Origin of the sequence: Solibacillus kalamii (genome assembly GCF_002174535.1) — a bacterium.
GTDB lineage: Bacteria > Bacillota > Bacilli > Bacillales_A > Planococcaceae > Solibacillus > Solibacillus silvestris.
Window position 1 is genome coordinate 23,099 of the sequence record NZ_NHNT01000010.1, and the last position, 25,771, is coordinate 48,869.

General features: G+C 38.1%; 23 protein-coding genes. 9 read left to right on the forward strand and 14 right to left on the reverse strand.

What is annotated here, in order from left to right; genetic code table 11:
* Nucleotides 1-38 precede the first annotated feature (38 nt).
* Genes CBM15_RS13760 through CBM15_RS13770 form a run of 3 tightly spaced genes read left to right on the forward strand, consistent with a single transcriptional unit; the run spans nt 39 to nt 3,085 of the window.
* A complete protein-coding gene (locus CBM15_RS13760) occupies nt 39-947 on the forward strand; it encodes a DoxX-like family protein (RefSeq protein WP_087618055.1) in 909 nt (302 codons plus the stop codon).
* 1 nt (nt 948) lies between these two features.
* The gene (locus CBM15_RS13765) at nt 949-1,557 is read left to right on the forward strand and encodes a DUF4166 domain-containing protein (protein ID WP_087617948.1); all 609 of its coding nucleotides are present in this window, start codon (nt 949-951) and stop codon (nt 1,555-1,557) included.
* Nucleotides 1,526-3,085: a YndJ family protein gene (locus CBM15_RS13770; RefSeq protein WP_087617949.1), complete on the forward strand. Its 1,560-nt coding sequence runs from the start codon at nt 1,526-1,528 to the stop codon at nt 3,083-3,085. The genes CBM15_RS13765 and CBM15_RS13770 overlap by 32 nt, the downstream gene beginning before the upstream one ends.
* 84 nt (nt 3,086-3,169) lie before the next feature.
* Here CBM15_RS13770 and CBM15_RS13775 read toward each other — a convergent pair whose 3' ends face one another.
* The gene (locus tag CBM15_RS13775) at nt 3,170-4,225 is read right to left on the reverse strand and encodes a YkvI family membrane protein (RefSeq protein WP_087617950.1); all 1,056 of its coding nucleotides are present in this window, start codon (nt 4,223-4,225) and stop codon (nt 3,170-3,172) included.
* A gap of 326 nt (nt 4,226-4,551) precedes the next feature.
* Complete coding sequence (locus tag CBM15_RS13780; protein ID WP_087617951.1) at nt 4,552-6,546, reverse strand: catalase; 1,995 nt, start codon at nt 6,544-6,546, stop codon at nt 4,552-4,554.
* Nucleotides 6,547-6,797: 251 nt separating this feature from the next.
* Between CBM15_RS13780 and CBM15_RS13785 the strand changes: the two genes are divergently transcribed.
* Nucleotides 6,798-7,655 carry a manganese catalase family protein gene (locus CBM15_RS13785; RefSeq protein WP_087617952.1) on the forward strand — a complete coding sequence of 286 codons (858 nt, stop codon included), beginning with the start codon at nt 6,798-6,800 and terminating at the stop codon, nt 7,653-7,655.
* Nucleotides 7,656-7,737: 82 nt separating this feature from the next.
* On the opposite strand, the gene CBM15_RS13790 is transcribed toward CBM15_RS13785, so the two are convergent.
* The 4 genes from CBM15_RS13790 to CBM15_RS13805 are packed head-to-tail and all read right to left on the reverse strand — an operon-like array spanning nt 7,738 to nt 12,225.
* A complete protein-coding gene (locus CBM15_RS13790) occupies nt 7,738-8,574 on the reverse strand; it encodes an MBL fold metallo-hydrolase (protein WP_087617953.1) in 837 nt (278 codons plus the stop codon).
* 35 nt (nt 8,575-8,609) lie between these two features.
* On the reverse strand, nt 8,610-9,674 hold the full coding sequence (locus CBM15_RS13795; protein ID WP_338057551.1) for a Ger(x)C family spore germination protein: 1,065 nt from the start codon (nt 9,672-9,674) through the stop codon (nt 8,610-8,612).
* Complete coding sequence (locus CBM15_RS13800; protein WP_087617955.1) at nt 9,650-10,696, reverse strand: GerAB/ArcD/ProY family transporter; 1,047 nt, start codon at nt 10,694-10,696, stop codon at nt 9,650-9,652. The genes CBM15_RS13795 and CBM15_RS13800 overlap by 25 nt, the downstream gene beginning before the upstream one ends.
* Entirely contained in the window at nt 10,693-12,225 is a 1,533-nt protein-coding gene (locus tag CBM15_RS13805; RefSeq protein ID WP_087617956.1) for a spore germination protein, read from the reverse strand. The genes CBM15_RS13800 and CBM15_RS13805 overlap by 4 nt, the downstream gene beginning before the upstream one ends.
* Before the next feature lie 251 nt (nt 12,226-12,476).
* Here CBM15_RS13805 and CBM15_RS13810 point away from each other — a divergent pair, with 251 nt between their 5' ends.
* The gene (locus CBM15_RS13810; protein ID WP_087617957.1) at nt 12,477-14,015 is read left to right on the forward strand and encodes a glycine betaine uptake BCCT transporter; all 1,539 of its coding nucleotides are present in this window, start codon (nt 12,477-12,479) and stop codon (nt 14,013-14,015) included.
* 100 nt (nt 14,016-14,115) lie between these two features.
* Here CBM15_RS13810 and CBM15_RS13815 read toward each other — a convergent pair whose 3' ends face one another.
* The 3 genes from CBM15_RS13815 to CBM15_RS13825 form a co-directional block, all read right to left on the reverse strand.
* Nucleotides 14,116-14,973, reverse strand: coding sequence for a cytochrome c oxidase assembly protein (locus CBM15_RS13815; protein ID WP_087617958.1), 858 nt, complete (start codon nt 14,971-14,973; stop codon nt 14,116-14,118).
* Nucleotides 14,966-15,445, reverse strand: a complete 480-nt coding sequence (locus CBM15_RS13820; RefSeq protein WP_087617959.1) for a DUF2243 domain-containing protein — start codon at nt 15,443-15,445, stop codon at nt 14,966-14,968. Before CBM15_RS13820 ends, CBM15_RS13815 begins: the two co-directional genes overlap by 8 nt.
* A 114-nt stretch (nt 15,446-15,559) precedes the next feature.
* Nucleotides 15,560-16,888, reverse strand: coding sequence for an amidohydrolase family protein (locus CBM15_RS13825; RefSeq protein ID WP_087617960.1), 1,329 nt, complete (start codon nt 16,886-16,888; stop codon nt 15,560-15,562).
* A gap of 93 nt (nt 16,889-16,981) precedes the next feature.
* Here CBM15_RS13825 and CBM15_RS13830 point away from each other — a divergent pair, with 93 nt between their 5' ends.
* Nucleotides 16,982-17,497 (forward strand): GNAT family N-acetyltransferase, encoded by a 516-nt coding sequence (locus CBM15_RS13830; RefSeq protein ID WP_087617961.1) that lies wholly within the window; start codon nt 16,982-16,984, stop codon nt 17,495-17,497.
* 59 nt (nt 17,498-17,556) lie between these two features.
* On the opposite strand, the gene CBM15_RS13835 is transcribed toward CBM15_RS13830, so the two are convergent.
* From CBM15_RS13835 to CBM15_RS13845, 3 genes are all read right to left on the reverse strand, one after another.
* Nucleotides 17,557-18,495 (reverse strand): ring-cleaving dioxygenase, encoded by a 939-nt coding sequence (locus CBM15_RS13835; RefSeq protein WP_087617962.1) that lies wholly within the window; start codon nt 18,493-18,495, stop codon nt 17,557-17,559.
* Between the two features lie 120 nt (nt 18,496-18,615).
* Complete coding sequence (locus CBM15_RS13840; protein WP_087617963.1) at nt 18,616-19,209, reverse strand: NADPH-dependent FMN reductase; 594 nt, start codon at nt 19,207-19,209, stop codon at nt 18,616-18,618.
* A gap of 200 nt (nt 19,210-19,409) precedes the next feature.
* The gene (locus CBM15_RS13845; protein WP_087617964.1) at nt 19,410-19,937 is read right to left on the reverse strand and encodes a YceI family protein; all 528 of its coding nucleotides are present in this window, start codon (nt 19,935-19,937) and stop codon (nt 19,410-19,412) included.
* 318 nt (nt 19,938-20,255) lie between these two features.
* Here CBM15_RS13845 and CBM15_RS13850 point away from each other — a divergent pair, with 318 nt between their 5' ends.
* Entirely contained in the window at nt 20,256-20,741 is a 486-nt protein-coding gene (locus tag CBM15_RS13850; protein ID WP_087617965.1) for an RNA polymerase sigma factor, read from the forward strand.
* Between the two features lie 3 nt (nt 20,742-20,744).
* On the forward strand, nt 20,745-21,617 hold the full coding sequence (gene rsiV / locus CBM15_RS13855; RefSeq protein WP_087617966.1) for an anti-sigma-V factor RsiV: 873 nt from the start codon (nt 20,745-20,747) through the stop codon (nt 21,615-21,617).
* A 158-nt stretch (nt 21,618-21,775) separates the two neighbouring features.
* Here rsiV and epsC read toward each other — a convergent pair whose 3' ends face one another.
* Nucleotides 21,776-22,705 (reverse strand): serine O-acetyltransferase EpsC, encoded by a 930-nt coding sequence (gene epsC / locus CBM15_RS13860; RefSeq protein ID WP_008408424.1) that lies wholly within the window; start codon nt 22,703-22,705, stop codon nt 21,776-21,778.
* Between the two features lie 124 nt (nt 22,706-22,829).
* A complete protein-coding gene (locus CBM15_RS13865) occupies nt 22,830-23,786 on the reverse strand; it encodes an arsenic resistance protein (protein WP_087617967.1) in 957 nt (318 codons plus the stop codon).
* 191 nt (nt 23,787-23,977) lie between these two features.
* Between CBM15_RS13865 and CBM15_RS13870 the strand changes: the two genes are divergently transcribed.
* Complete coding sequence (locus tag CBM15_RS13870; RefSeq protein WP_087617968.1) at nt 23,978-25,678, forward strand: M3 family oligoendopeptidase; 1,701 nt, start codon at nt 23,978-23,980, stop codon at nt 25,676-25,678.
* Nucleotides 25,679-25,771: the final 93 nt, after the last annotated feature.

Consider the following 25,771-nt stretch of genomic DNA (forward strand, 5'->3'; position numbering starts at 1 on the left):
GAATACATTATTTCATTTTAATGAAGGAGCTGAACATCTTGAAGAAAAAGCCAATTTATGTGGAAACCGTAATAGACAGCTCGATCGAAGAGGTATGGCACTATACACAGCAACCCGATCTGCATGAACAGTGGGATTTGCGATTTACATCCATCACTTACAACAAAAAACGACATGAGGACGTATCTCAAACATTTACATATACGACAAAAATCATGCCCTGCCTGTCAGTTTCAGGTTGGGGTGAAAGTAAAGGAACACACGAAAAAGCAAGTGGTGTTAAAACATCTTCTCTCCATTTCGGGACACCGCAACGGATCTCCCCAATTAAGGAAGGTCGTGGCTATTGGCAATATATTCCGAATGGTGACCGTGTTACCTTTTTAACCCAGTATGACTACGACGTCCGGTTTGGTCAATTCGGTCAAGTATTCGACCAACTGTTTCGCCCTGTTATCGGCTGGGCTACCGCACTCAGTTTTAATGTACTGGCCAGATGGATTGAAGCCGGAGAAAAACCGGCAACCCAGTACCGGCGTTTTTTCAGCTATTATTTGCTCTGCTTCCTGTTCAGTTTTACTTGGCTCTACCAAGGTTTCATACCGAAAGTGTTAATGAAGCATCCACTTGAAATTGATATGCTGATGAACCTGTCGCCGCTATCATTGGGGCAAGCATCGACGGCCATTATTGCATTAGGTATTTTGGAAATGATTATTGGAATTCTTTTTTTGGTACCGAAATTGCAGCCATTACTGTTAAAGGCGCAAATTATGTTGTTCCCTTTGCTGACATTAAGCGCAATTATTGCTGCGCCATCAGTTGCAACAGCACCATTTAATGTTGTCACATTGAATATTGGATTATGGATTGCTTCAATTATTGCTATACTGCTAACTAAAGAATTACCGACTGCAAGATTTTGCAAACGAAAAAGAGGTGCTTAATATGATTTACGAAACATTGTTGGGAAAAAACTTTAATCGATTGCATCCAAAACTGCAGGAAAGATACCGACTTCCTTTAGGTCAGCCTTTTCATGCTCAAGGAACAATGCAAGTCATTCATTCCGGACCGCGTTTTTTACGTCCGATGTATCATTTGTTTACGAAAACCGATTTTCTTTTTCCCGAAAATGGTGAGGAAATTCCTTTTACAATAACGAATACAGCAAGATTAAACAATGAAAAGGAAGCTGAAGTATACTGGGAGCGCACTTTTCTCTTTCCACAGGCAACACGCAAGTTCAATGCGACAATGACGGTCGATTTGGAGCGGCAAATTGTAAAAGATTATTTAGGGAATCCAGCCCTGTTCTACTCAGATTTAAAAATGGATGTTACAAATGATGGTTCCTTAATGATACGCTCCGCAGATCAGCGTGCTGTCATTGGTCAGACTGAGGTTGCCCTGCCAAAGAAACTGACAGGTCGAGTAGTTGTAACGGAAGGTTATGACGATGTGTTGGATGTGTATACGATCCATGTCTCCATTTACAATGATTTGATTGGAAGGATGATGATGTATGCTGGTCAGTTTACGCCATGTTCTCAGTAGACCTTTAACAATCATTGGCCTTGTTTGTATGGCTTGTCTTCTGTTATTTAACGAAACAACATCTATGTATTATTATTTGACGCTAGCTCAGCTTATCTTTGTACCAGTCATACTGGAACAGTTAGTTTTGCTGAAAAATTGGCAAAAGCTGATAATTATAATCGGTCAATTCGCTGTAACAATGCTTTATTTCACGCAACAGGATTTCCTCATCCTACTTTGTGTGATGGCTTATTTGCTAAGTACTCTTGTCATTGCTTCCCATGGGGTCAACCGATTTTTGAGACGGGGATTTACGAACACGGCTGAAATAATGATTGATATCGGACTGATTTATATTGTGATGGGTGGACTATGGTTTTTAGCATTCCATTTGCAGTTGAATACAGGATTTAGTCCGATTATTACATGGCTAACTGCTATTCACTTTCATTATTCCGCCTTTTTACTATGTATTACAGTCGGATTGATTGGGCGTCTTCATATGACCCGATACTATAAAATTTGCTGTGCTGTTATTGCCGCAGGACCAATGCTAGTAGCTGTCGGGATTACCTTTTCAAGAATTATTGAAATCATTTCGGTCAGCTTATATGTACTTGCTATTTTCAGTATTAGCTTCTATGTCATGAAATGGCGGTTACCGCCTGTGCAAAGCCTTTTTATCCGGCTGGCCTTTATAACGTTATGTTTTACAATCATTTGGTCATTTTTATACGCTTACAGTAATTTAACTGGAATAATTATTGTGGATATTCCGGGTATGCTGGACTTTCATGGGCTTTTAAATTGTTTAGGGTTTGGTATTGCCGTTGTAATCGCCTGGAGTCTTTATATTCCGCCGACAAAGCATAACGATTATTCATTTCCTGTAAGTAAAATCCGAGGCAACTTTTCTCCGACTAACAAGCCGGCTCACGGATTGGTTGATGAGATGTCTTCTTATATTAATAAAGAGGATATCCCTGTTTTAATCGCTGATTTTTATGAACGTACTACGCAGTTTGAATTAAAAGCATCTGTTCAGTGGGCACCATGGTTTAAACCTTTTGCTTTTGTGTATCAGTTTATTAGCCGGAAAATGGGACAGTTGAATTTACCATTTTCTTCAAAAACGATTATGATGGACGGTGAAATTTGGCAAGTTGAACCGCAAAATGATGGCCGGGATAAACCGCGTGTCTGGCAACGGTCGATCAATGGCGAACCTGTATTTAATGCGATTTATTCGCAGCATAATGATGCAACCAATACCTATATGAATATCGCCCTGCCCTTGCCATTCTCTTCAATGCACGGAATCTTACAGCCTTCCGCAAAAGACCGGGCACTTTACTTAACAAGTGATGGACAAGGCGATGCAGGTACATATTTGGCGATCGGTTCCTATGTTTTCAAACTGCCGCTCCATGAGTATTTTGTAATAAAGGAACAAAAAGGAATGCTTACCGCAACACATGAAATGAAACTATTTGGAATGAAGTTTTTACATATTGATTACAACATACAGAAAAAAACTATTAGTTAAGATACAGCAAAAAAGCTACCATTTTTCCTAAAAGAGAAAATGGTAGCTTTACTTTTTAATGCTTTATTCATTCGTCTTAAAAAATTATCGTGCTTCTTGTCTCTTAATAATAAATGGTGCTGCCACTAAAGCAAGAATGAGGATAATTCCCAGATAACCGATTAGAGGATAAAAATAACTAACGAGACCAGTAAAGCCTACATAACTTGCCAAATAGCCAATAATCATTGTAATCGTAAAGAATGTTTTAAATTTCTTTGTCCCTGTTTCCGCAAAGCGTGCTGAGAAAGAAAAGAACATTCCAACCGCTGTATTATAAATCATACCAAAAATAACTAATGACATGATAATACCTAGTGTTGGCGATAAATTACTAACTATTCCCAGCATTGGCATGTCCAATGTGCCCACTTCTACGATTTTCGAGAAAATGGCTAAATGAATTAATAAAATGAGAATTCCTAATACAAGTCCTCCAACTAATCCGCCTAACGCTGCTGTTTTTGGATTTTTTTCAGCCCCACCCATTACAATTGACATCGATGCTCCAACTGCAATATTAAATGAAACGTAATTAATACTGGAAATAAACCAGTTTGGTAAAGTAGTCGGTGTTGCTAGAGCTATATCATTTAGAGATGTAAAAGTTCCATTCATCGTTAGAAAACTGTAAATCGCAATAAATATAACAAAAATAATGAGAATCGGCGTAATGCTTCCAATAATGGAAACGACCCGATTTACTTTCAAAAAACCTGTTAATAATACGAGTATTGTCATAAGAGTCGTACCTACAAAGATCGGTAATCCAAACTGTTGGTTTAAGTTTGAACCGGCACCCGCTAGCATAACGACACCTACACCAAATAACGTAAAGATAAGAATAAAATCGATTACAGTACCAAGATAACGCCCGCTAATTCTGTAAATAACATCTTTATGTGATGTCGTTTTTGTATAACTGCCAAGCCATACTAAAAGCATACCAATGCCTGAAAACAGTACCGTTGATAAGATTGCTCCGAATATCCCGAGTATTCCAAAGCTCGTAAAGTATTGCAGTATTTCTTGTCCTGAAGCGAACCCTGCACCCACGATTACGCCAATAAATGCGCTTCCAATTTTTAATATATTTTTCACACGTCTAACTCCCCTTTTAATCCTTCGATCACTATGTATTTTATTAAAATAATTACTAAAGCTAGATTCCCCATTTTAAATTCTTCATTTATTATAGCCCTTTTCAGTTTTCTCCCTAAATATCCCCTTCCGATTTTAAATTAACTACAATTTTTATATTATAGCACACTATTATTATGATATTTTATTATTCAAAATATTCATTTTTTATAAATCGAGTAGGAAAATAGAGATATAGATTGAAACATTGTGCAATTAAAAAAACATTTTTCTCAATGAGAAAAATGTTTTTTGGACTTTGTGATTCTTAAGTTTTGTATGGAGAATCAACCTGTTGCATCTGTTCGGTCAAAGTGGCGGCCATTTTTCAATGCTTCTACAAATTCCGTAACTCCCGTTACGACACCCGGTGCATTGGCATAGTCTTTATCCATACTTTCAACGGATACATATCCCAATGCTTTGTAATGGTTGAAAATTTCATCAGCAAACGTTTGGACTTTTCGGTTTGGTACTACACCTTCAAAAGTTGCAGCAACAATTAAGCCATCATAAAGTACTGGAGATGCAGTTTCCAGCGTATGGTCAATTTCACGCTGACCGATTCTTCCTTGCTTATCGCTGATTAATTCAACGACAACCCCCTCTTTTTCCAGAGGTGTAACAAGTTCTTCTAAATTGCTGTTTGTATCAACAATAATACCAACTTTTTTTGTTTTTAAATACGGTACTTGATTTTTCAATATACTAACAGCATCAGACGGCTGTTGATCTGCAACTTGCTGGATAGATTCATCTGGTGGTGTAACACCGATATTTTGGGCAATTTGCTCAGCCATTGCACGGTCTACTCGGGCAAACATATCGACTGTGGCCTTGCGGATTTCGATTGTTTCTACTTTCCCCAATTCAAAACTGAAAGCATTAATGATGTGCTGCTTTTCCACATCTGTTTGACTTAACCAGAATTGACGAGCTTGGCTATAATGATCCTCAAAGGATAAGCTTCGGGCTCTTACTTTACGTCCTTCAATTTTTTCCTGGTAATGAGCATAGCCGCCTTCATTTTGAGTCACAACATGCGGTGTATTATTTTGCAAGCTGTTTTTCCCGTATGCAACACGGCCCTTATTGATTGTCATACGTCCATAGCCGTCACGCTGATTATTATGGAATGGGCATACAGGACGGTTGATCGGTAACTCATGGAAGTTTGGCCCACCTAATCGAATTAATTGTGTATCTGTATAAGAGAATAAGCGTCCCTGTAGTAAAGGATCGTTTGAGAAATCGATTCCCGGAACGACATGTCCTACATGGAATGCAATTTGTTCCGTTTCAGCAAAGAAGTTATCCGGATTTCGATTCAATGTCATTTTTCCAAGTTTGCGCAGCGGAATCAGTTCTTCCGGCCAAATTTTTGTTGGATCTAAAATATCGAAATCAAATTTGAATTCATCTTCTTGTGGAATTAGCTGAACAGCAAGCTCATATTCAGGATAATTACCTGCTTCTATATTGTCAAAAAGGTCACGGCGGTTAAAATCCGGATCTTTACCTGCTATTTTTTGAGCTTCATCCCACACTAAAGAATGTGCGCCAAATACTGGTTTCCAATGGAATTTAACGAAGTGGGCTTCCCCGTTTGCATTGACAAAACGGAATGTATTGACACCAAATCCTTCCATTGTACGGAAACTTTTTGGAATCGCTCGGTCCGACATATGCCACATTGTCATATGTGCCGTTTCTTCATTGCTTACGACAAAATCCCAAAAAGTATCATGGGCACTTTGCGCTTGTGGAATTTCATTATGAGGCTCCGGCTTCACGGCATGGACAAAATCAGGGAATTTTATCGCATCCTGAATAAAGAATACAGGGATATTATTTCCTACTAAATCGTAATTGCCTTCTTCCGTATAAAACTTCGTAGCAAATCCTCGTACATCACGAACGGTTTCTGCTGAACCTCGTGACCCTGCTACTGTTGAAAAGCGAACAAAAACAGGCGTTTGTCGCCCCTTCTCACCCAAAAAATGAGCCATTGTTATATCTGAAGCATCTCCATAGCTTTCAAATACCCCATGAGCTCCCGATCCTCTTGCATGCACAACACGCTCAGGAATTCGTTCATGGTCAAAATGCGTCATTTTTTCACGGAAATGAAAGTCTTCCATAATTGTTGGACCGCGCTCGCCTATTGTTAATGAATGCTCATCATTCGTTAACTTTAATCCATGATTCGTCGTTAACGGCTGCCCTTCATCTTTCGCAGTGAATTGTTTCAATTGTTCGACTTTTTTATTGTTGTTCTCCAAGTTACATCCTCCTCATAAAAAATAGCAAGTTTCACAAGATTAGTTATGCTCAACCATCTCTATTGCTTATCTACCCTACTTTTTCAAAATATATTCCCGTGAAATATAATCGTAATATTTAATTCTCCAAAGTTCAGAACTTCTAATTCTCGTAATTACAAATATCGCATAATTTCATTTAATTTGAACATAACAACAACGAGAGAATTGATATTTCTTTCTACAATATAAAATAAGAAACGAGGGGAACTATGTACTACTACAAAGAAGAACTCATCAATATTATTAAGCCTGATAAACCAGATCCGGCAGCTGCGCGTGTCTTGCAGGAAATCTTAGGCGGACATTACGGGGAAATGCGGACAATGATGCAATTTTTCTTTCAAAGTTCCAATTTCCGAGGAAAAGATACACAATTTAGAGACTTGCTGCGTGGTATTTTTTTAGAAGAAATTGCCCATGTCGAACTTGTTCAAAATACAATCAATCAGTTATTGAATGATTCCGGAGAGTCATCTGCTCCCGGAAATAATGGTATGGACCAATCCCCGCTGGATGAAGCGGTACGACATGCAAATCCTCACCACTATATTATGGGTGCACAGGCATCGTTACCTGTTGATGCAGCAGGAAATCCATGGAATGGATCATGGGTTTACTCTCACGGAAACCTCATCGCCGATTTACTGAACAACCTCGTTTTGGAATCAACAGGGGTACTGCAAAAAACGCGAATTTACGAAATGAGCTCCAACCAAACATTCCGTGAAACACTCGCTTTTTTGATTGTTCGCGATAACGCACATCAAAACGCTTTCGCTAAAGCGCTTGAGACTTTAGGTGTAAATTGGGGCAAACTATTCCCTGTACCAAATTATGATATAAATAAATATCCTGAGTGCCGTAAATTTGTCGATATGGGCTATCATAACTGTCAATTTAACTTCCGTTTGGATCAGACAAGAATTGGTGAAATACTTCAAGGACAGTCCCCGAGCCGAAATGGCGGTACTTATCAAGTTACACCGCCACCTGTAGGTTTTCCGGTACCGATAATGCCTGACATGCCAAATGAACATAGCCCAGGATTATACGATTTGAATAATTAACACCTGCCCCATTCAACTAAAAAACCATCCATTTTCTCGATGAGTAAATGGATGGTTTTTATTTAGTCAAAGGCAGGCTTCATTATTTCACATTTTTCGGCAGTGCGATTTGATTAAATTGATGGATAAGCTTTGCCAGTCCATCAGTAAGCTCTGTCCCTTTCATTGGTACACCGTGTCCGGTTACCGCTACAGAAGGTTTCAGTGATGCTAATTTTTTTACCGATTCAAACGCTGCGTCCCAGTCCGGTGTCAAATATTTCGGTGGACCGTTCACCTCTTTTTCCTGGGTAAACACTTTATATAATGATTCTTGTTTGACCGTCACAAAAGCATCCCCTGCAATCAGTGCTCCATCACTTTCCCTGAATAATGAAACATGTCCTGGTGTATGACCTGGTGTATGGATCCACTTGAACCCTTCCATGAATGGTACTGCCCCATCTGATGGAAGTTCATGAACACAATCCCCTAAGTCAATCGCTTCATTCGGGAACATCGGGGACATCTTTGCAACCAATCCGCTGTCCACACTTGGATCCGGCTCCGGATAATCCAGTTTACCTTTTAAATAAGGTAGTTCCAGTGAATGGGCAAAGACCGGAACTTGCCAGCGCTCCACAAGCTCAATGATTGCGCCCACATGATCAAAATGACCATGTGTCAAAATAATCGCCTTTGCTTTTGCATTTTCCCCAAATCTATTCTCTGCAACAGCAATTATATCTTCCGCACTTTTCGGCATACCCGCGTCTATTAAAACAAAGTCGTTACTGCCTGGAATGCTGTAAAAAACAATATTTGCAATTTGAATTGTGTGTGCATACAAATCCGGCAATATTTCCTGACTTACACCACTTTGTACAGATGTAGCGGGAATAAATTTATAATCTTTACCGTAGTTCATATTTTTATCCAAAATAGCACCTTCCTTGAAAAATTTAATGTTGTCAGTTACTTTAATATACCCGTTTTCATAATTTCAACCTTTACTTTAATATTTATATCCAATGTAGAAAAATGTTCGCTCCAATCTTTTTTGAATAAATCCGGGTGAAAAGCACGGACGTTTCGACCAAGTCCAAGGGCATCACATTTAGCTTCTTGCAATTTTTTCATTACTTCATTCATTTCTTTTTCTAATTTTTCAGTAAGGAATTTTTCAAGCTCTTTTCTCACATGATCATCATTTAAGTGATCTTGCGGAAACTCCGAAATGGCAACCTCTATTTTTTCGTTAATTTCAATTTTATTTTTAGAGACTGCGATATCTCTTTTAGATTTATTAATTTGTCGAATGGTTATTGGACTATTGTTATATAAATAAGAAATTCGAGTCGCAAAACCTAGCGAATCATTTAATATATTCAATAAAACACCTTCCTTGGTATTCAACGTTTTACCAGTGAAGGAGTCGCCCGAAAACAGAGCAATTCCGTCGACAGCCGGCCGATCCTCTTCATTCATTTTTAAATATGGCAAGGCCAAGTCCTGTGCATCTTCGAAAAGTATTGAACCGGCTGTTTGCAGAGTATAAGGAATAACAATTGAATTCTCTTCCAAACTGGTAATAAGCCGGTCATAATATTCACCAGCTGTAGTCTGCTTTTGCTCACTTATTTCAAGAAAAGGCTTTAATTCGCCCTGAACAATTGCAACTTTTGAAGAAATCGGACTGTTTGCATCACGAAAGAAGGAATCCAAATATTCATACAATTTACCTTTGGCTGTATCCTCTGAAATCAGAATTGTCGCCAGTCCAGATAAATCGAGTGTTTGCTCAACTTTTAGCTCAGCGTCCATTCTAACATCTCGAGGTGTTAATCCCTTCCCAGTAATCAGAACAGTTTTCATCTCAGCTGTAGTTGCTTCCGGATAGGCATAATATGCGGTTAAATCGCCCATCTCCCCTTCAAAGCCCGTCAGCGATACTACTGATGAATTTTTATAAAGTCTTTCATCCCAGCAACCAGCGAGTAATAGTGAAGCTAATATTAAGATGATGTATGGGACTCGGATACAGTTCGCCCCCTTATTTTATTTACGATAATAATTACTATTGGAATTAAAAAAGTAAATATAATATTGACATAAACAATGTTACCCTTAATAAAATCTAATACAGAGAAACGAACGAGATAGTTGGCGGCTACACCAACAACTGCAAAAAATATAAATTGCTGTATAACAGGTGATTTACGTTTTTTTTCAAAGTAGACAAGCCGCATTACAAGTACATAATTTACGATTGTTACCAACGACCAAGATAGCCATATATAAACAAAAAATAAATCAAGCCGTTTTACAAACGTAACCTCTACTGCGTGCAAAATATACAAAATCGGTTCCGGAATTAGCCTAATTTCCTCTAAAGCAAAAAACATTAACGTAAAAGTAAGGGATAATAGATAAAAACTTGTCAAAATAGTAAAATATATTGTCAGTATTTTTTTATTTATCTTCTCATCTTCTAATAAATACTTGCGGAGCATTACATACATTTCTGCCCCGCCAAATGCACTAGTAGAATACAAAAACCCCATCCACCATGTTCCCCCTCTATCATAAAATAATGGAAGCAAATTCGTAGCATACAAATCTGGAATTGCTACCATCATAAAAATTATAAATAAGAAGAGCATTGGTAACAAAACGACTCCTATATTGACGGCTGTTTCAGGTCTACTGATACTTGCATAAAAGCATACCAATAAAAAGATGGATATTATTACACTCGTTGGTGTATTTGGAAATGCCCAAGTTGTTAATACGTACGTTATATATATAACAAAGGCAATAATATATAATCCCCAATATAGTAGGTAGATAGTTTTTGTAACATTATTTAAAAAAAAGTATTTATGCATTCTTTCGAAAAACAATAATTGTAAAAAAAAGATAAGCGCAATTAAGAGAAACTGTATCGTTGCATCTCGCTTACCATGCTCAATTATCGAAGTTTGAAAAGAGGTGTACACAAAACCCGTTTGCATAACGAACATTAATAGAAACAATTGTACTTTCGTCAATTTGATTGTCATGCTTTGTCATCCTTTTGGGGCGAAAAACTTGTTACTTGTTTCTTCGTTTTGTAATAGGGCTTACGGAAAAATACCTTAGTGAGCCCTTTAGGGTCAAATGGAACAATCGGTGATAAGTATGGTCTTTTTAATGAACTTAAATTTAATAAATGAACCACTAATATAAATGTACCTATTACAATTCCGTAAAAACCGAACAACGAAGCCAAAAGCATAAATGGGAAGCGAAGCAAACGAATTGTTGAATTAAGCTCCACGGATGGAACGACAAAGCTTGAAATGGCAGTAAAAGCTACAACGATTACCATTAAATTTGACACGAGCCCCGCACTTACAATCGCATCTCCAATGACAAGCCCCCCTACAATACCAATTGTCTGCCCGATTGATTTCGGTAGACGAACACTTGCCTCTCTAATTAGTTCAATTGTTAATTCCATTATCATGGCTTCTATTAAAGGTCGATATGGAATTTGATTAATATCCGTCTTTATTTTATTTGCGAGTTCAAGCGGTAACACTTCAAAGTGAAAACTGATGATTGCAATATAGAAAGCCGGCAAAAAAACCGCTGATAGAAGACTAAACCCCCGCAATAACCGATAAAATGTTCCTACCAACACACGTGAATTAAAATCATCCGGTGTCTGATAAAATGAAAAAAAAGTCACTGGACCAATTAGAGCAGTCGGTGATAAATCTGTCATAATAGCGATTTTGCCTTCCAAAATATTCGCAGTGACACGATCAGGTCTCTCAGTGTTTAGAAGTTGAGGAAATGGAGACCACACTTGATCATCCAAAGTATCATTTAGCTGTCCGATCGTGTAAAATTCGTCGCTTTCAATTGCATTTAATCTGTTTTCTACAGTTTTTAAGGCTTCTTTATCCACCAAATCATCCAAATAATAATAATAAACGACGGTCCTTGTGTTCTTGCCGATAATAACTTTTTTTACAATGAGCTTATTATTTCTTATACGTTTCCGTATAAGTGATATGTTTGCATCAAAACTTTCAACAAATCCTTCATGCGATCCCCGCAATATTTGTTCATTTTCCGGTTCATCCGGTGTACCATGTACAAATTCAGGACTACTAAGCCTGATCATTTTTTGTGATTGCAGTAAGATGATGATCGTTTCTCCATCACAAATATATTCAATAAGTTTTTTAAAATCATATTGTTCTGTAGTAATTGTTACTGAATCATCGTGTGTAAACTTACCCTGGCTTTCAGGATTTCCAGACATTGAATTTTTACTGTTTTCATTTGATTTTTTTTGTTCTTCTTGGTGCTCATTGGAATTTTCTTTATTTTTATTAGACTGCATTGATGTATTGCTTTTTTGTCTTAGAAAAAAAAGGTTTCGGTCTACTTCATTTTTATTTACGAGCGAAGAATAATAGCATATAATTACCTGCTCATCTTGATTCCATTCAATTTCTTTTACTGTGAAATCCGATGAATGGAGGAATTCCTTATTTAGTCGTTTAATTTCCTGCTTAATTTCCAATGTTTGTGTCAATACGACTCCCCCCTTTTTGACACAGTATAGGAAATTTATAAAAAGGTTATTCATTTTAGTTAAAGTCTGCAAATTTGGGTAATATAAAGAAAAACAAGTGTTGTTTCCTTATAAATATTTAATGGCCGAATAATGCTTAAACGTACGATTCTTAATAAGTACTGCGCTATTTGCTAAATAATTGAATAAAAATGTTTATTTTTTTCAAACTGGGAAATACATTTATATGTCGCTGATCGGAGGTAATTTAAATGAAAAAAGTAGGCATTGTTTTTTGGAGCTCGTTTACTTTAGTAATGCTGGCTGTTCTGGTTGGTGTACTTGCGCCACAAACATTGGAAAAAGTAACAAAGAATGTCCAAAATTTACTTACTTATAATTTCGGCTGGTATTATTTATTAGTCGTTGCAATCATTATTGCATTTTGTGTTTTTCTAATCCTAAGTCCTGTTGGTGCCATTCGCCTCGGGAAGTCGACTGACAGGCCGGACTATAGCAATGCCTCTTGGTTTGCGATGCTATTCAGTGCGGGTATGGGAATTGGTTTAGTATTTTGGGGTGCTGCAGAGCCATTATCACATTTCGCTATTAGTTCCCCCCAAGCTCCTGAAGGTTCCCAACAGGCATTAAAAGATTCGTTTCGCTTCACATTCTTCCATTGGGGAATTTCCGCTTGGGCCATTTACGGTGTAGTTGCTCTTGCACTTGCCTATTCCAATTTCCGTAAAGGAGCACCTGGTTTAATAAGTTCAACGCTTTTCCCTCTTTTTGGCGAAAAAACAAAAGGTCCTATCGGTTACACAATAGACATTATTGCCGTATTCGCTACGGTAATCGGCGTGGCAACTACACTAGGTTTAGGTGCCCAACAAATTAATGGCGGTCTATCCTATTTATTTGATGTTCCGATAAACTTTACTGTTCAATTAATCATTATCGTCATTGTTACGGTACTCTTTATTGTCTCAGCCTCAACAGGTCTTGATAAAGGGATTCAACTATTGAGTAACTGGAACCTCTATTTAGCAGCTACCTTACTATTATTGACGTTATTTATTGGACCTACTGTTGCAATAATGAATGATTTCACTTCGGGGCTTGGCAGCTATTTGCAGAATTTCGTGCATATGAGCTTACGCATGGAACCGGGTGATGCGGGCAGTCGTGAGTGGATTAATGGATGGACCATTTTCTATTGGGCATGGTGGATGTCGTGGTCACCATTTGTCGGTATTTTCATTGCACGTATTTCAAAAGGACGGACAATCCGTGAATTTTTAATGGGTGTTATTTTAGCACCGACACTTGTTAGTATTTTCTGGTTTGCTACGTTCGGTACTACAGCGATAGAAACATACCTTACGAAAGACCAGACACTAGTTGAATTACCGACAGAGCAACTATTGTTCGGTGTATTTGGTAATATGCCATTCGGTTTTATATTATCAATTATCGCACTGCTGCTTGTTGCGATTTTCTTTATTACTTCAGCCGATTCGGCTACATTTGTTCTAGGTATGCAAACAACTTTTGGATCGATGAATCCATCATTTAAAATTAAGCTGATTTGGGGAATTTTACAGGCTGCCATTGCGGCAAGTCTTTTATTCTCAGGTGGTCTGACCGCACTGCAGAATGCAGCGATTATAGTTGCCTTCCCGTTTTCGTTTATCATATTACTAATGATGCTTTCACTCTACAAATCATTAATGGCAGAACGGAAGAAATTAGGACTATATATTCGACCGAAAAAACAGCATACCCCGGATGGTCAGAAAAAAGATGGCTGACTTTCAAATAAAAAGCGCCGCAAATTTGCGGCGCTTTTTTTTGTATTAGTCGAGGGTGATAAAAGTTTTACCGTTACAAGGAGTTGAAAAGACTTAAAGACTAACCTTCCTTTCCATACAAAGCAACCTGTTCGTCCCGATTGAACTCAACTGCAGCACTTCTGCGCGGCTTCGTCGATTTATACCATTGCCAGCAAAAAATAACAATGAGCACCACTTCAATCCAATCCCCTGCATAGTACATGACCATACTCCCCATCTCTGCTTCTTGCCGTGAAACTTCTGCCGGCGGATTCGCATACATATACTTCGACAATATATCATGACCGGCTATCGCAGCAATTAAAACAGCTGCCCTGAACCGGTAGGAATACTGATGGTAGACCGGATCGAAATATATTATGGAAATTGTGAATACATACCCTGCAATGAAAAAATGGAAATGAACAAATAAGGCAATAAACGCATTTTCATGCATGTAAGTATATAAATTCGTTGTATATAACAGCCATAGTCCGCCTACATTTAAGACGGCGGCAGTAATCGGATGCGAAATGAATTTTAGCAAACGACTTTTTAAAATGGACGTCAGCTTACGTGCTAATGTTGTGTTTGCTGCTCTGAGCAGTAAAGTCATTGGTTTGGCAATCGCCATAAAAATCGGTGCGATCATGCTTAATAATAAGTGACTCACCATATGTGCCGTAAAATTGGTATGAGCGCTGCTTGCCAACGGACCGACAACGGTGACAATTGCAAACCCGATCCCTATTGTCCAGAAAACTGTACGGAAAACGGGCCATTTTTTATAGCGCTGGTTCGTTATGAAAACAGCGATAATATATGCGGAAAATAACAGTATTAACAATAATCCGAACAATAGTTGAATGTTGATAACAGGCGCCGAATGGTTCATTTCAGCATGGTTATGACTATGCAACAAGTACAGGCTACTCATTTGCAGTCTTCTCTTTTAATTTACTGTTTTGGGATGTGCGGAATAAAAGAAAAAGACCGATAAGTAAAATGATAAAGGCACTGACATTCCATACAATATCGTAAACGATGACATTATCCACATAACGAATTTGGTGAATTCGCATCCATTTATGTTGAATAAGGCCGTCATACAACTGGAATATTCCAATCCCTAGTAATACGCCTCCAAGCCAGCGTTGAAAGATTAAGCCATTTCTCCGACGCAGATCCGCAAATAAAAATAATCCTGCAATCGTTGCAAACCAGCTGAATGCATGAAAAATACCATCGGAAATCAACCCAATATCCGTTGTCGATTTATCGTAGAAATGGTGCCATCTTAATAACTGGTGAAAAACGGTTTCATCAATAAAGGCAATCAAACCGACACCAAACAAAATACCTGACCACATGTTACGGCGCGAAACTTCTTTATCGTTGTTATTTCTCATGTACTTTAGAGCCCCTTTACGTGTAATTACTTACATTTAATTTCTCCAAATACTTCACAACATATTCGATAATAGAAATTCCCCTCTTGCCCTCAAGACTAAACCTGATGATATCTAATTTCCTGCATTTAATCCTAGTTCTTCAAAAGTTTTAATTAATCCTTTGGTATAATCGTTTATCTCTTGCTCCGTCGGAATATTTTCAAGTAACTCATCAATGGCATACAGTTTGCCATCCTTTACAATACGATCGATTTTCATTGTGTTTTCTATATTACGCAATGGATTTTCATTCAATATTAAAAAATCTGCGATATAACCTTCTTTTAAATCTCCTAAATTGACTATTTTCAATGCTTTTGCCGCATTCAATGTTGCTTGCTGAAGTGCTTCCAATGGTGTAAATCCGGCATCAACAAACAGCTGAAGCTCCCGGTGTAACGCAAAGCCCGGATATGTAAAGCTTCCCGCAGGAGTATCTGTACCTGTCACGACAGTGCCGCCCATTTTATAATAGGTATAGGCAATTTTTTGAATCGTTTTCGTTTGAGTTCCAAACGTAACCTGTCCTTGTTTTGCCTGTACAGCTTGTGGCCAATGCTTAAATAAGTAGTCACTATTTTCCATATGATGAACAACTTCATGTGTTGTTGTCCAATAGCGATCTGCTAATCGCATTTGGTCATATAAAACGATTGTTGGACAAAGTTTAATATCCTTTTTTAACAATTCTTTACATACACTTTCTATCAATTGTTCATCCGGCTGTTCCCAAGGTATTGAATCCCAGATTTCTTTCGGTGCATCCATTGACCATTCTGGATACATCGCCTGAATTATACCAGAGCCATGTTCCAGCCAATCAATCCCTATGTCTGCCGCATGAAGTGCATCTACTTTTTTTGAATATAATATATCACTGCTTACTTCTAAATTATGTTTTCGTGCTTCACTTACTACTACTTCCATATATTCCGGATCAAGCCAGCCGTAAACTTTAATAAAATGTGCACCAAGCTCTACTTGCCGCGCTACTTCCTGTTTTGCAAGATCTGCATTGTCGACATTAATGTTATAGGCAGTATCATCTCCCCATAACCCTGGAGGTCCGTCAATCATACGATCTGCAGAAATAACGCGCGGCTCCATTTTACTCCCATTCGCATCGATAAATGGTTTAAGTTCAATAATGCTTCCTGCAGTATTGCGAACCGTTGTAATACCTGCTGCTGTAAAGTAATTGGCAAAATGCTTTTTGATATGCACATGCATATCAATCAATCCAGGAATTAGCCATTTATTCGTACAATCAATTACTTCTACATCATCCATTTGAATATTGGGAGCTATTTTTATGATTTCATTATTATCAATATAAAGATCCTGCCTACTAAACTCCCCTGTTTCCATATTGACGATAAACCCGTTTTTTAATAATTTCATATTTAGTCCCCTTTGAATTTCATTATAATTAATTTTAGTTTATATATTCTGGAAATGATATAATTTTATTACAATAAAATAGAGGTGAATTAGATGAACAAAATCGGTGAAGAAAGTATAGTCAGAAAAGCGAACGAAAGTGATACATCACAAATACTTGCAGTGATGAAAGATGCAGAACAGTCCGGATTTATGCTCTTTGCACCGGATGAAAGAAACATGGCACCAGCTGCTTTAAGCAAGTTAATCAATTCCATTAACCAAACACCAACATCCGGTTTCTTTATCGCAGAGCATCAGGATGAGATTTTAGGGTATCTCCTTTTAAAAGCGGAAACGTTATCCCGCACTTCTCACCGAGCTCAAATTGCTGTCGGTGTACATAGTAAAAGTCGCGGTAAAGGGGTCGGTACCGCTTTGTTCGCCCATATGATTCAGTGGGCAAAACAGGTGCAGCTCCACCGACTGGAATTAACGGTCATTGAACATAATGAACAAGCTGTCCATCTTTATAAGAAAATGGGGTTTGAAGTTGAAGGTGTAAAAAGCAATTCTTTACTTATTGACGGACAATATGTAAGTGAACTATATATGGCAAAATTACTTTAATTATAAAAGGGGTCTACTCAAGTAAGACTGAGTAAACCCCTTTTCATTGTGTCACACTATTAATCTAGCTCTCTCACTTTAATCGGGAACAGAGAGTTTTCCAGACGGTCTCGGTAGGTTTCATATTGTATCGGCAACTTTAGCTGCTCGCCCATTGTTTCCGGTGTTTCATCATGCGCAAATCCTGGTGGGTCTGTCGCGATTTCGAATAAAATTTCACCCGACTCACGGAAGTAAACAGCATTGAAATAATTGCGGTCTTTTATTTCCGTTACATGCTGACCTTTATCCAACGCGTATTCCTGCCATTCTTTATGATCTTGATCGTCGTTTGCACGCCATGCAATATGGTGTACCGTTCCTACACCCATTGCCCCACGATTGCCGACCGTCATTTTTACGTCGACAATATTGCCAATTGATGCTGTTGCTTTTAGTCGTACAAAGTCTCCTTCACGGCCAATCTCTTCAAGTCCCATTACGTCAACTAATGTATTGATTGTTTGTTCTGGCTGCAATGAATATAAAATTGCACCTCCAAAGCCTTTGATTGCTACATCCGCAGTGATTCCACCAAACGTCCAGCCATTTGTTGAACCCCCATCACGTTCAACAATTTCTAAATGCAGTCCATGTGGATCGTCGAACTGTAGATAGTTCTCTTCAAATCTCGTTTCTTCTTTAAATAGTATATTGAATTTTGTTAACCGTTCTTTCCAGAAGTCCATTGCTCCCACAGGCACCAAGTATGTCGTCACGCCAACTTGACCATCGCCGATTTTGCCTTTATATGCTGCCGGCCAAGGGAAGAATGTAATGATTGTCCCTGGCTCCCCGCCTTCATTCCCGAAATATAGATGATATGTTTCCGGGTCGTCGAAATTGACTGTTTTTTTTACAAGTCGTAATCCGAGAACACCTGCATAGAAATCGACATTTTCCTGAGGATGACCGACGATTGCTGTAATATGATGAATACCCGTTGTATGTTTTTTCATATTCATTTCCTCCATTCGTAAAAACTGAACACAATATTCTATTTGATAAAACACTCTGTCCAATTTTTATGTAATTAGTCTAGCACATGAAATAACATGTGCTAGACCGATGATTGTTAATTAACGAATTGTTTTTAAAGCTTTTGACCATGGAATTACTTGGTCTAACATTTCATTAACTGAGTTTTGTTGGTGGACAGCTGGTTTAAAGTCTGTTCCGTTTTCGAAGTCCGTAAATAATGATAATGCCGGGTGTACACGTACATCCGCAACCAATAATTCCCCTAGAATACCGCGTAAATGTTCAGTAGCGCGCGCTCCTCCTACAGAACCGTAAGATACAATACCAGCTGCTTTATTGTTCCACTCTTCACGTAAGTAGTCTAATGCATTTTTCAGTGCGCCTGTAATTGAATGGTTGTATTCCTGAACAATGAATACGAAACCGTCTTGTTTTGCGATTGCTTCAGACCAGCCGGCAGCACCTGACGCATCCCCACCAGGTTCGCCTAGCAATGGTAGTTTGAAGTCCGCGATATCAATAATTGTATAGTTCGCGTCTCCGCGTTTATCCGCGATTTCTTTTACCCATGCACCTACTTGAGGGCTTACACGGCCTTCACGAGTTGATCCTAAAATAATACCAATGTTTAATTTTTCCATTTTTGTTTCCTCCATTTTCTTATTTCCAAATAGTTTACTGATGAATCCCATTTTTTACACTCCTTCAATTATCTCGAAATAAGATATCAATTAAAAATTTGAGGGTTTTAATAGATTGATTTAGGTATGCATATAAAGAATTGAAGTTTTTGCCTCAAATTTTAATTTTGTACTATTATGCATTCTTATCAGTAACGTAAATCATTATTGCCGTTTTGCTGACAATTTATCCTTATAAATGCCTTCAAATTTTAAGCAGCAGGGTTAAATTCTAACTCTACTTTAATTTTGATATCTTTCCCTACGAGTACACCACCTGTTTCTAAAGCAGCATTCCAAGTTAATCCGAAATCTTCACGATTAATCTTTGTTTCCGCTTCAAAACCGTATACTTCTACGCCCCATGGGTTCGTACCTTTACCACCGTATTCCACATCAAATGTTACCGGCTTTGTTACGTCTTTTATTGTTAAGTCACCAGTTACTTTATAGTCATCGCCGTCTTTCGCAATGTTCGTAGCAGCAAATTTGATTTTCGTAAATTCTTCTGCATTGAAGAAGTCTGCAGATTTCAAATGGTTATCGCGGTCTTCGTTACTTGTATTGATGCTTGCTACATCCAGTTCAAAGTTAATTGTCGCTGTCGTTAAATCCGTTAAATCCTCTGCTTTTACATTAGCAGTATAGTCATTGAATTGACCTTTTACTTTTGATACCATCATGTGTTTTACTTCAAAACCGATTGTTGAATGCGTTTGATCGACTGTAAATGTTGTCATTTTAAATTCTCCTCCATTTTATCTCGATTTCAAGATATATCACAAAAATAAATTCCGAAATTAAATATCTCGAACTTGAGATAAATATAACAAAGGATTTTACAAACGTCAAGTGGTTCTTATAATTTTTTTCTTTATTGGTGTTTTGAAGGATTGTAATTGCATCGGCTGCTTATGTGGGGGGTACCTCTTCTTCATAAATTGGTGAATACAAGTGTATAGAATGGTATTTTATTAAAAAGTTTCACCCTTTTAAACTTTCCACCTACCATCATTCGTCTTATAATTGTCGACAGAGTAAAAAAGGAGCTTCAAATAATGATTGAAGAATTAGAAAATGCATTTATTACATTTATCCGGACGCAGCAAAATTCGCTATATTTACTGGCATATAGCTATACAAAAAACGAGCAGGATGCACTCGATGTCGTGCAGGACAGTATTCAAAAAGGTTGGCTTGCACTTGAGAAACTGACAAACCGTGATCAGATGAAAAGCTGGTTTTATACGATTTTAGTCCGAACAGCGATTGATTTACTACGTAAACAAAAGCGGGTCGAGCTCATTGGGGACGATTCCCTTCTGCTATTATCTGAGGAAGATTCATACCTCAATCTTGATTTACAGCAGGCATTGCATCGTTTACCTCTACAGCTGCGTGAGGTGGTAGTGCTGCGCTATTTTGAGGATCTGAAAATCGAAGACGTCGCGCACATTTTGACGATTCCTCTAAGCACGGCGAAATCAAGACTTTATAGAGCGTTAAAGCTATTAAAAATTGAGCTTGAAACGGAGGAGATTTAAATCATGAATGATAAATTAAAAAAGCTACACACACAATATAAGGATATACCGATTCCACAGGAACTTGAGATGATGATTGAAAAAAATCTGCAACGACCTCCTATGAAGAGAAAACGTAGACTGCCTCTTTTTTTAACATCTGTTGCTGCGGCGGCAATACTGTTTACAGTAGGCCTTAATACAAATCCTGCGATGGCGAAAAATTTGGCTGATGTACCAGTCATCGGTCAAGTCGTCAAGGTGCTTACATTTACAGAATATGAAATGGTCAAGGATGAATATACAGCTGATATCCAAGTGCCTCAAATTTCTGGTTCTTCTGCTGACATCGAAGCATTGAACGAAAAATACGCTCAGGAAGGTAAAATACTTTATGAGCAGTTCAAGACGGATATTGAGGAAATGGAAGCTGGAAATATGGCAGTGAACAGCGGCTACGTTATCGAAACAGATACCGATGAAATATTGTCAGTCGGTCGTTATGTAGAAGTTATTGTCGCCTCCTCTTCATCTGTTATGCAGTACACTACGATTGATAAACAGGCGGAAACGGTCATTACATTACCGAGTCTGTTTAAAGACGATCGCTACGTAGAAATTATCAGTCGCTATTTGGAAGATGAAATGCGCAGGAAAATGATTGAAACGAAAGGTGATGAAATGTACTGGGTAGGCGGAACTGAATGGCATGACGAATCATTTGGTGTCTTTGAAGGCATTTCACCTGAGCAAAACTTCTATATTACAGAAGCAGGTAAGCTTGTGATCTCCTTTGATGAATATGAAGCAGCACCAGGCTTTATGGGACTTGTAACATTTGAAATTCCGACAGAGCTGCTTCAGGATGTGCTGGTGAGCAATAAATATATTAAGTAATGAATAAGCAGGTGTATCCTTTTTAATGGTTACACCTGCTTTCCTTTCTTCCATGGCACATTCTTTAATCCCTATTAACGCCATAATAGAATCTTTCTAGAAAACGGAATGAAGTTATATGACTCCATACCGTCCGTTCAACATATTCTTTTTTCCGATTAAATTTCGTATTCGATTACAACTTCTTTACTATTGCTAATATTCGGAGATGGCTGTGAATTATAAACACGTGAATATGGCGGCACCGAATATGTCAGCCAAATATTACTGCCAAGCACCGTGTCATGACCAATTGTCGTTTTCCCGCCTAAAATTGTAGCTCCAGCGTAAATGACAACATTATCCTCAATATTTGGATGACGTTTTACACCTTTAATCGGGTTACCGTTTTCATCAAGCGGGAAACTTAATGCACCTAACGTTACACCTTGATAGATTTTAACATTGTTGCCGATTGTGCACGTTTCTCCAACAACGACACCTGTGCCGTGGTCAATGAAAAACGAATGGCCGATCTTGGCACCTGGATGAATATCGATTCCTGTTAACTGGTGTGCATATTCAGACATGATACGCGGAACGATTGTGACATCCATTTTATACAGTTCATGTGCAATACGATGGATAAATACAGCACGTATAGACGGGTAGCTTAACATGATTTCTTCCGTTGATGTAGCAGCAGGATCTCCGTTATATGCAGCCTGGATATCTGTTTGAATTGTTTCACGGATTTCAGGGAAACGGTCCATTAACTTCATTACAACATGATCCGCTTTTTCTCGGCATTGGCCATCACAATTATCAAAGTTTTGGTAGATTAATACTTTCTCGATAATATCACGCAAATCCAACGCTGATTGACGAAGATTATTATTCAGTTTCATCAATGTACGTGTTTCATCGACAACACCTTGATTATAAATCGTCGGGAAGAAAACTTCATAAAAACTATCCAATATATGATGGATTTGATCACGGCCAGTGAATCCAATCGATTTTTCAACTTCAATATGTTTTTTGTTATAGTCGATTAGCTTATTAGCGATTGTTGATGTTTCTTTATTTAACCAGTCCTCGATTTTCATGCTAAAACTCCTTTTCTATTTAAAATACATAGTAATGAAGATTATACTACACAAAACGCGCAGTTTGACCCTTCTTTTCAAAATTGTAAAACAGCTAACGGACAATAGCTAATAAAGTGCTTCTCTATTCATCACGCAAGATGATAAGTGGAATGATGCGAATATAGATAAGCTCCCCCACAATTTCAACAAGTGTCTGGGTGACAATAATCGCCACAACGAGCGATCGGATTTCCTCAGGCATTGCAAGTGCAAACGGTAATACAACAAGTGAATTACGTGTCGATCCGCTAAAGATCAATGCACGGCCTGTCCGGATATCCAGCTGAAGCCTTTTCGCGATGATCTTTGAGATGAAAGGCATAATGATCATAAATGCTATGTAGATGGGGATTACTTTTAAAATCCATTCAAATGAACCCGACAATTTGCCGATTTGTGATGCAACAATTACAAAAAGAGTTAAAGCCATAAATGGTACCGGAAGCCACGAAGATATCTCATAACCACGACCGCCCTCTTTTGATGAAATTTGTACAATAAGTGCAACAACTAATGGAAAAACAATAAATGAGACAAACGCTTCAAAAAATGGAGCCACTTCTACTATATTTGCCGCTTGTTCGCCGATAAACAACCATAAATAAAACGGCAGTAACAGCATTTGTGCAACAAAAAGAAAGGGTGTGGCACTGAGCATCGCTTTTTCATTCCCCTTGCCAAGCATTGTAAATACTATGACATAATCTATACATGGAGTGAGTAAAACAAGATAAACGCCTAAAAGTAGTGGCGGATAATCTGGAAGAAAGAACGTCAGGGTCCATACGACAACCGGAACCGCAATAAAATTGACTATACAGAGTGCGTAAAAGAAAAGCCGGTTTGAAAAAGATTCTTTTAAAGCTGCAAATGGAATTTGAACAAACATACTGTACATTAATATGCCAAGGATAAACGGGATTAATTTTTCCAATTCATTTTGAAACTCCAGAAAATTCAATCCTGTAATTCCGGCCAATAGTAAAGTTATGATATATATCGTTACTTGATTCTTTTCAAGCAATTCTCTTGAAATCATGACAAGAACTCCTTTTACCGATCGATTTCCAATGAGACCATGTTATCCTTTTGTTTCTTCTTTTACAAACTGTTCTCTTCATCCTCTTATTATTTAGTAATTTATTTTCAAAAAAAGAATGAATGACCAGCAATCTATAATATAATTAATTCATTAGTCAAAATAATCTGAAGGTAAAGGGAGAATTATTCATGTCTCAAACGAAGAGTATTAACTATTACAAAGAATTAATTGATTTGAAAGATATCGAAGGGATTGAAGCCCAGTTTCAACGTTTACTTGATGTTTCAATTGAATCCATCCATGATCTGGAGAATTGGATCGAGGATGAAAAAAATATACGCTTTGAAATCGAAGAGGCGTTAACAGGCCATCTTGTCGACTTCTACCGAAATACAGAAGATCCGCATATCAAATCAACCTACCTTCAGGATCAGCAAGTCATTCAGCCTCTTTTAATGACATACGAGGCAAAGTTAAATGATAAATGCTGTGAATCCCCTTATTTCAATGAGTTGGATGAAAATCATTACGGCTTAATGAAACGTTTTCGTGAGTCAAAAGTGAAACTGTTTAGAAATGAGAATATCCCTCTATTAGTTAAGGAACAAGAACTATGCACAAAGTACAGTGAAATTATGGGTGGTCTCACTGTGGAATGGGACGGAGAGGAAAAACCTTTCCCTTTTATCGAATCGCAGCTTGACAATTTGGACAGAAACGTTCGGGAAAAAGCTTATCATTTAATTAGAGCTGCTTACCGTCAAATTAAGCCGGATACGGATGCGCTCATGGATGAACTCGTTCAACTACGCCACCAAATCGCAATCAATGCCGGATTTGAAAATTACCGTGATTATATGTTTGTCGCAAAAAACCGTGAGTACAGTATTGAAGATTGTTACGACTTTCATGAAAATGTTGAAAAGCATATTATCCCGGCTTGGAACAGGCTTGCAGATGTTTTCAAGTCTAAACTTGGTGTCGAAACATATCGGCCTTGGGATAACACTGCAAAACTGTTGAAAAATCCTCCTTACGCAGAGACATCAGTGCTTTTGGACGGGGTTGCTGAAATGTTAGGAAAGACCGACCCGTATTTTTCAGACCGTTTGCAGTACATGAGAGAACATGGATTACTTGATCTTGGAGACCGTAAAGGTAAAAGTCCGGGTGGTTTCTGTGTCCCGTTACCTGTTTCCGGTGATACATTTGTTTTTGCAAACTTTAGTCCTTCCTTCTTCTCGCTCATTGCTTTAATCCATGAGATGGGGCATGCGGTGAATGGTTACCTCCAAGCTTCAGAACAAGGTCCAATTGAAGAATTCCAGTGGCGGGCGGAAATAGCTGAATTGTATTCACACGGAATGGAATTGTTATTATTGGATAAATTTAATCTATTTTATCCGGAAGAAGAGGAATTCAAAAGCGCACAACGTGAAGAACTGAGGCGGGCATTTACGATGTTATTCGGCCCATTATCAGGAGACCTTTTCCAGCACTGGATGTATACAAATCCTCAACATACAGCACAGGAACGTGATGAGAAATTCTATGAAATTTCAAAACGTTACGGGTTGAACCCAGTTGATACGACCGGTTTTGAAGAGGTAATTGGCATGAGCTGGATCGGTACCCTACACTTCATTCAATACCCTTTCTATGATATTGAATACTCGATGTCAATGCTCGGTGCTCTTCAATTACTTGAAAAATATCAACAGAATCCTCAGCAAGCTGTCGAATTTTATAAAAAAGGTGCAAGTGCCGATTACAATCAATCCATTGCAGCGATTTATAAAGAAACCGGCGTCGATTTTGACTTTTCAGAGTCAACTGTTAAACGCATGGGTGAATTCTTGGAGAAAGTGATTCTAGATATTAATTCATAACCGCTATAAAACAGCATAGGGGCAGGACATAACCCAAATGCCATTTTTCTCTGAGAGAAAAATGGCATTTTTTGCTGAGTGCTATCCGTTCCT

What these genes read in the sequence shown, in the direction of transcription:
- CBM15_RS13765 (WP_087617948.1), top strand. Translation starts at nt 949, where the DNA reads ATGATTTACGAAACATTGTTGGGAAAAAACTTTAATCGATTGCATCCA.
- CBM15_RS13770 (WP_087617949.1), top strand. Translation starts at nt 1,526, where the DNA reads ATGCTGGTCAGTTTACGCCATGTTCTCAGTAGACCTTTAACAATCATT.
- CBM15_RS13785 (WP_087617952.1), top strand. Translation starts at nt 6,798, where the DNA reads ATGTACTACTACAAAGAAGAACTCATCAATATTATTAAGCCTGATAAA.
- CBM15_RS13800 (WP_087617955.1), bottom strand. Translation starts at nt 10,696, where the DNA reads ATGACAATCAAATTGACGAAAGTACAATTGTTTCTATTAATGTTCGTT.
- CBM15_RS13810 (WP_087617957.1), top strand. Translation starts at nt 12,477, where the DNA reads ATGAAAAAAGTAGGCATTGTTTTTTGGAGCTCGTTTACTTTAGTAATG.
- CBM15_RS13815 (WP_087617958.1), bottom strand. Translation starts at nt 14,973, where the DNA reads ATGAGTAGCCTGTACTTGTTGCATAGTCATAACCATGCTGAAATGAAC.
- CBM15_RS13820 (WP_087617959.1), bottom strand. Translation starts at nt 15,445, where the DNA reads ATGAGAAATAACAACGATAAAGAAGTTTCGCGCCGTAACATGTGGTCA.
- CBM15_RS13825 (WP_087617960.1), bottom strand. Translation starts at nt 16,888, where the DNA reads ATGAAATTATTAAAAAACGGGTTTATCGTCAATATGGAAACAGGGGAG.
- CBM15_RS13830 (WP_087617961.1), top strand. Translation starts at nt 16,982, where the DNA reads ATGAACAAAATCGGTGAAGAAAGTATAGTCAGAAAAGCGAACGAAAGT.
- CBM15_RS13835 (WP_087617962.1), bottom strand. Translation starts at nt 18,495, where the DNA reads ATGAAAAAACATACAACGGGTATTCATCATATTACAGCAATCGTCGGT.
- CBM15_RS13840 (WP_087617963.1), bottom strand. Translation starts at nt 19,209, where the DNA reads ATGGGATTCATCAGTAAACTATTTGGAAATAAGAAAATGGAGGAAACA.
- CBM15_RS13845 (WP_087617964.1), bottom strand. Translation starts at nt 19,937, where the DNA reads ATGACAACATTTACAGTCGATCAAACGCATTCAACAATCGGTTTTGAA.
- CBM15_RS13850 (WP_087617965.1), top strand. Translation starts at nt 20,256, where the DNA reads ATGATTGAAGAATTAGAAAATGCATTTATTACATTTATCCGGACGCAG.
- rsiV (WP_087617966.1), top strand. Translation starts at nt 20,745, where the DNA reads ATGAATGATAAATTAAAAAAGCTACACACACAATATAAGGATATACCG.
- epsC (WP_008408424.1), bottom strand. Translation starts at nt 22,705, where the DNA reads ATGAAAATCGAGGACTGGTTAAATAAAGAAACATCAACAATCGCTAAT.
- CBM15_RS13865 (WP_087617967.1), bottom strand. Translation starts at nt 23,786, where the DNA reads ATGATTTCAAGAGAATTGCTTGAAAAGAATCAAGTAACGATATATATC.
- CBM15_RS13870 (WP_087617968.1), top strand. Translation starts at nt 23,978, where the DNA reads ATGTCTCAAACGAAGAGTATTAACTATTACAAAGAATTAATTGATTTG.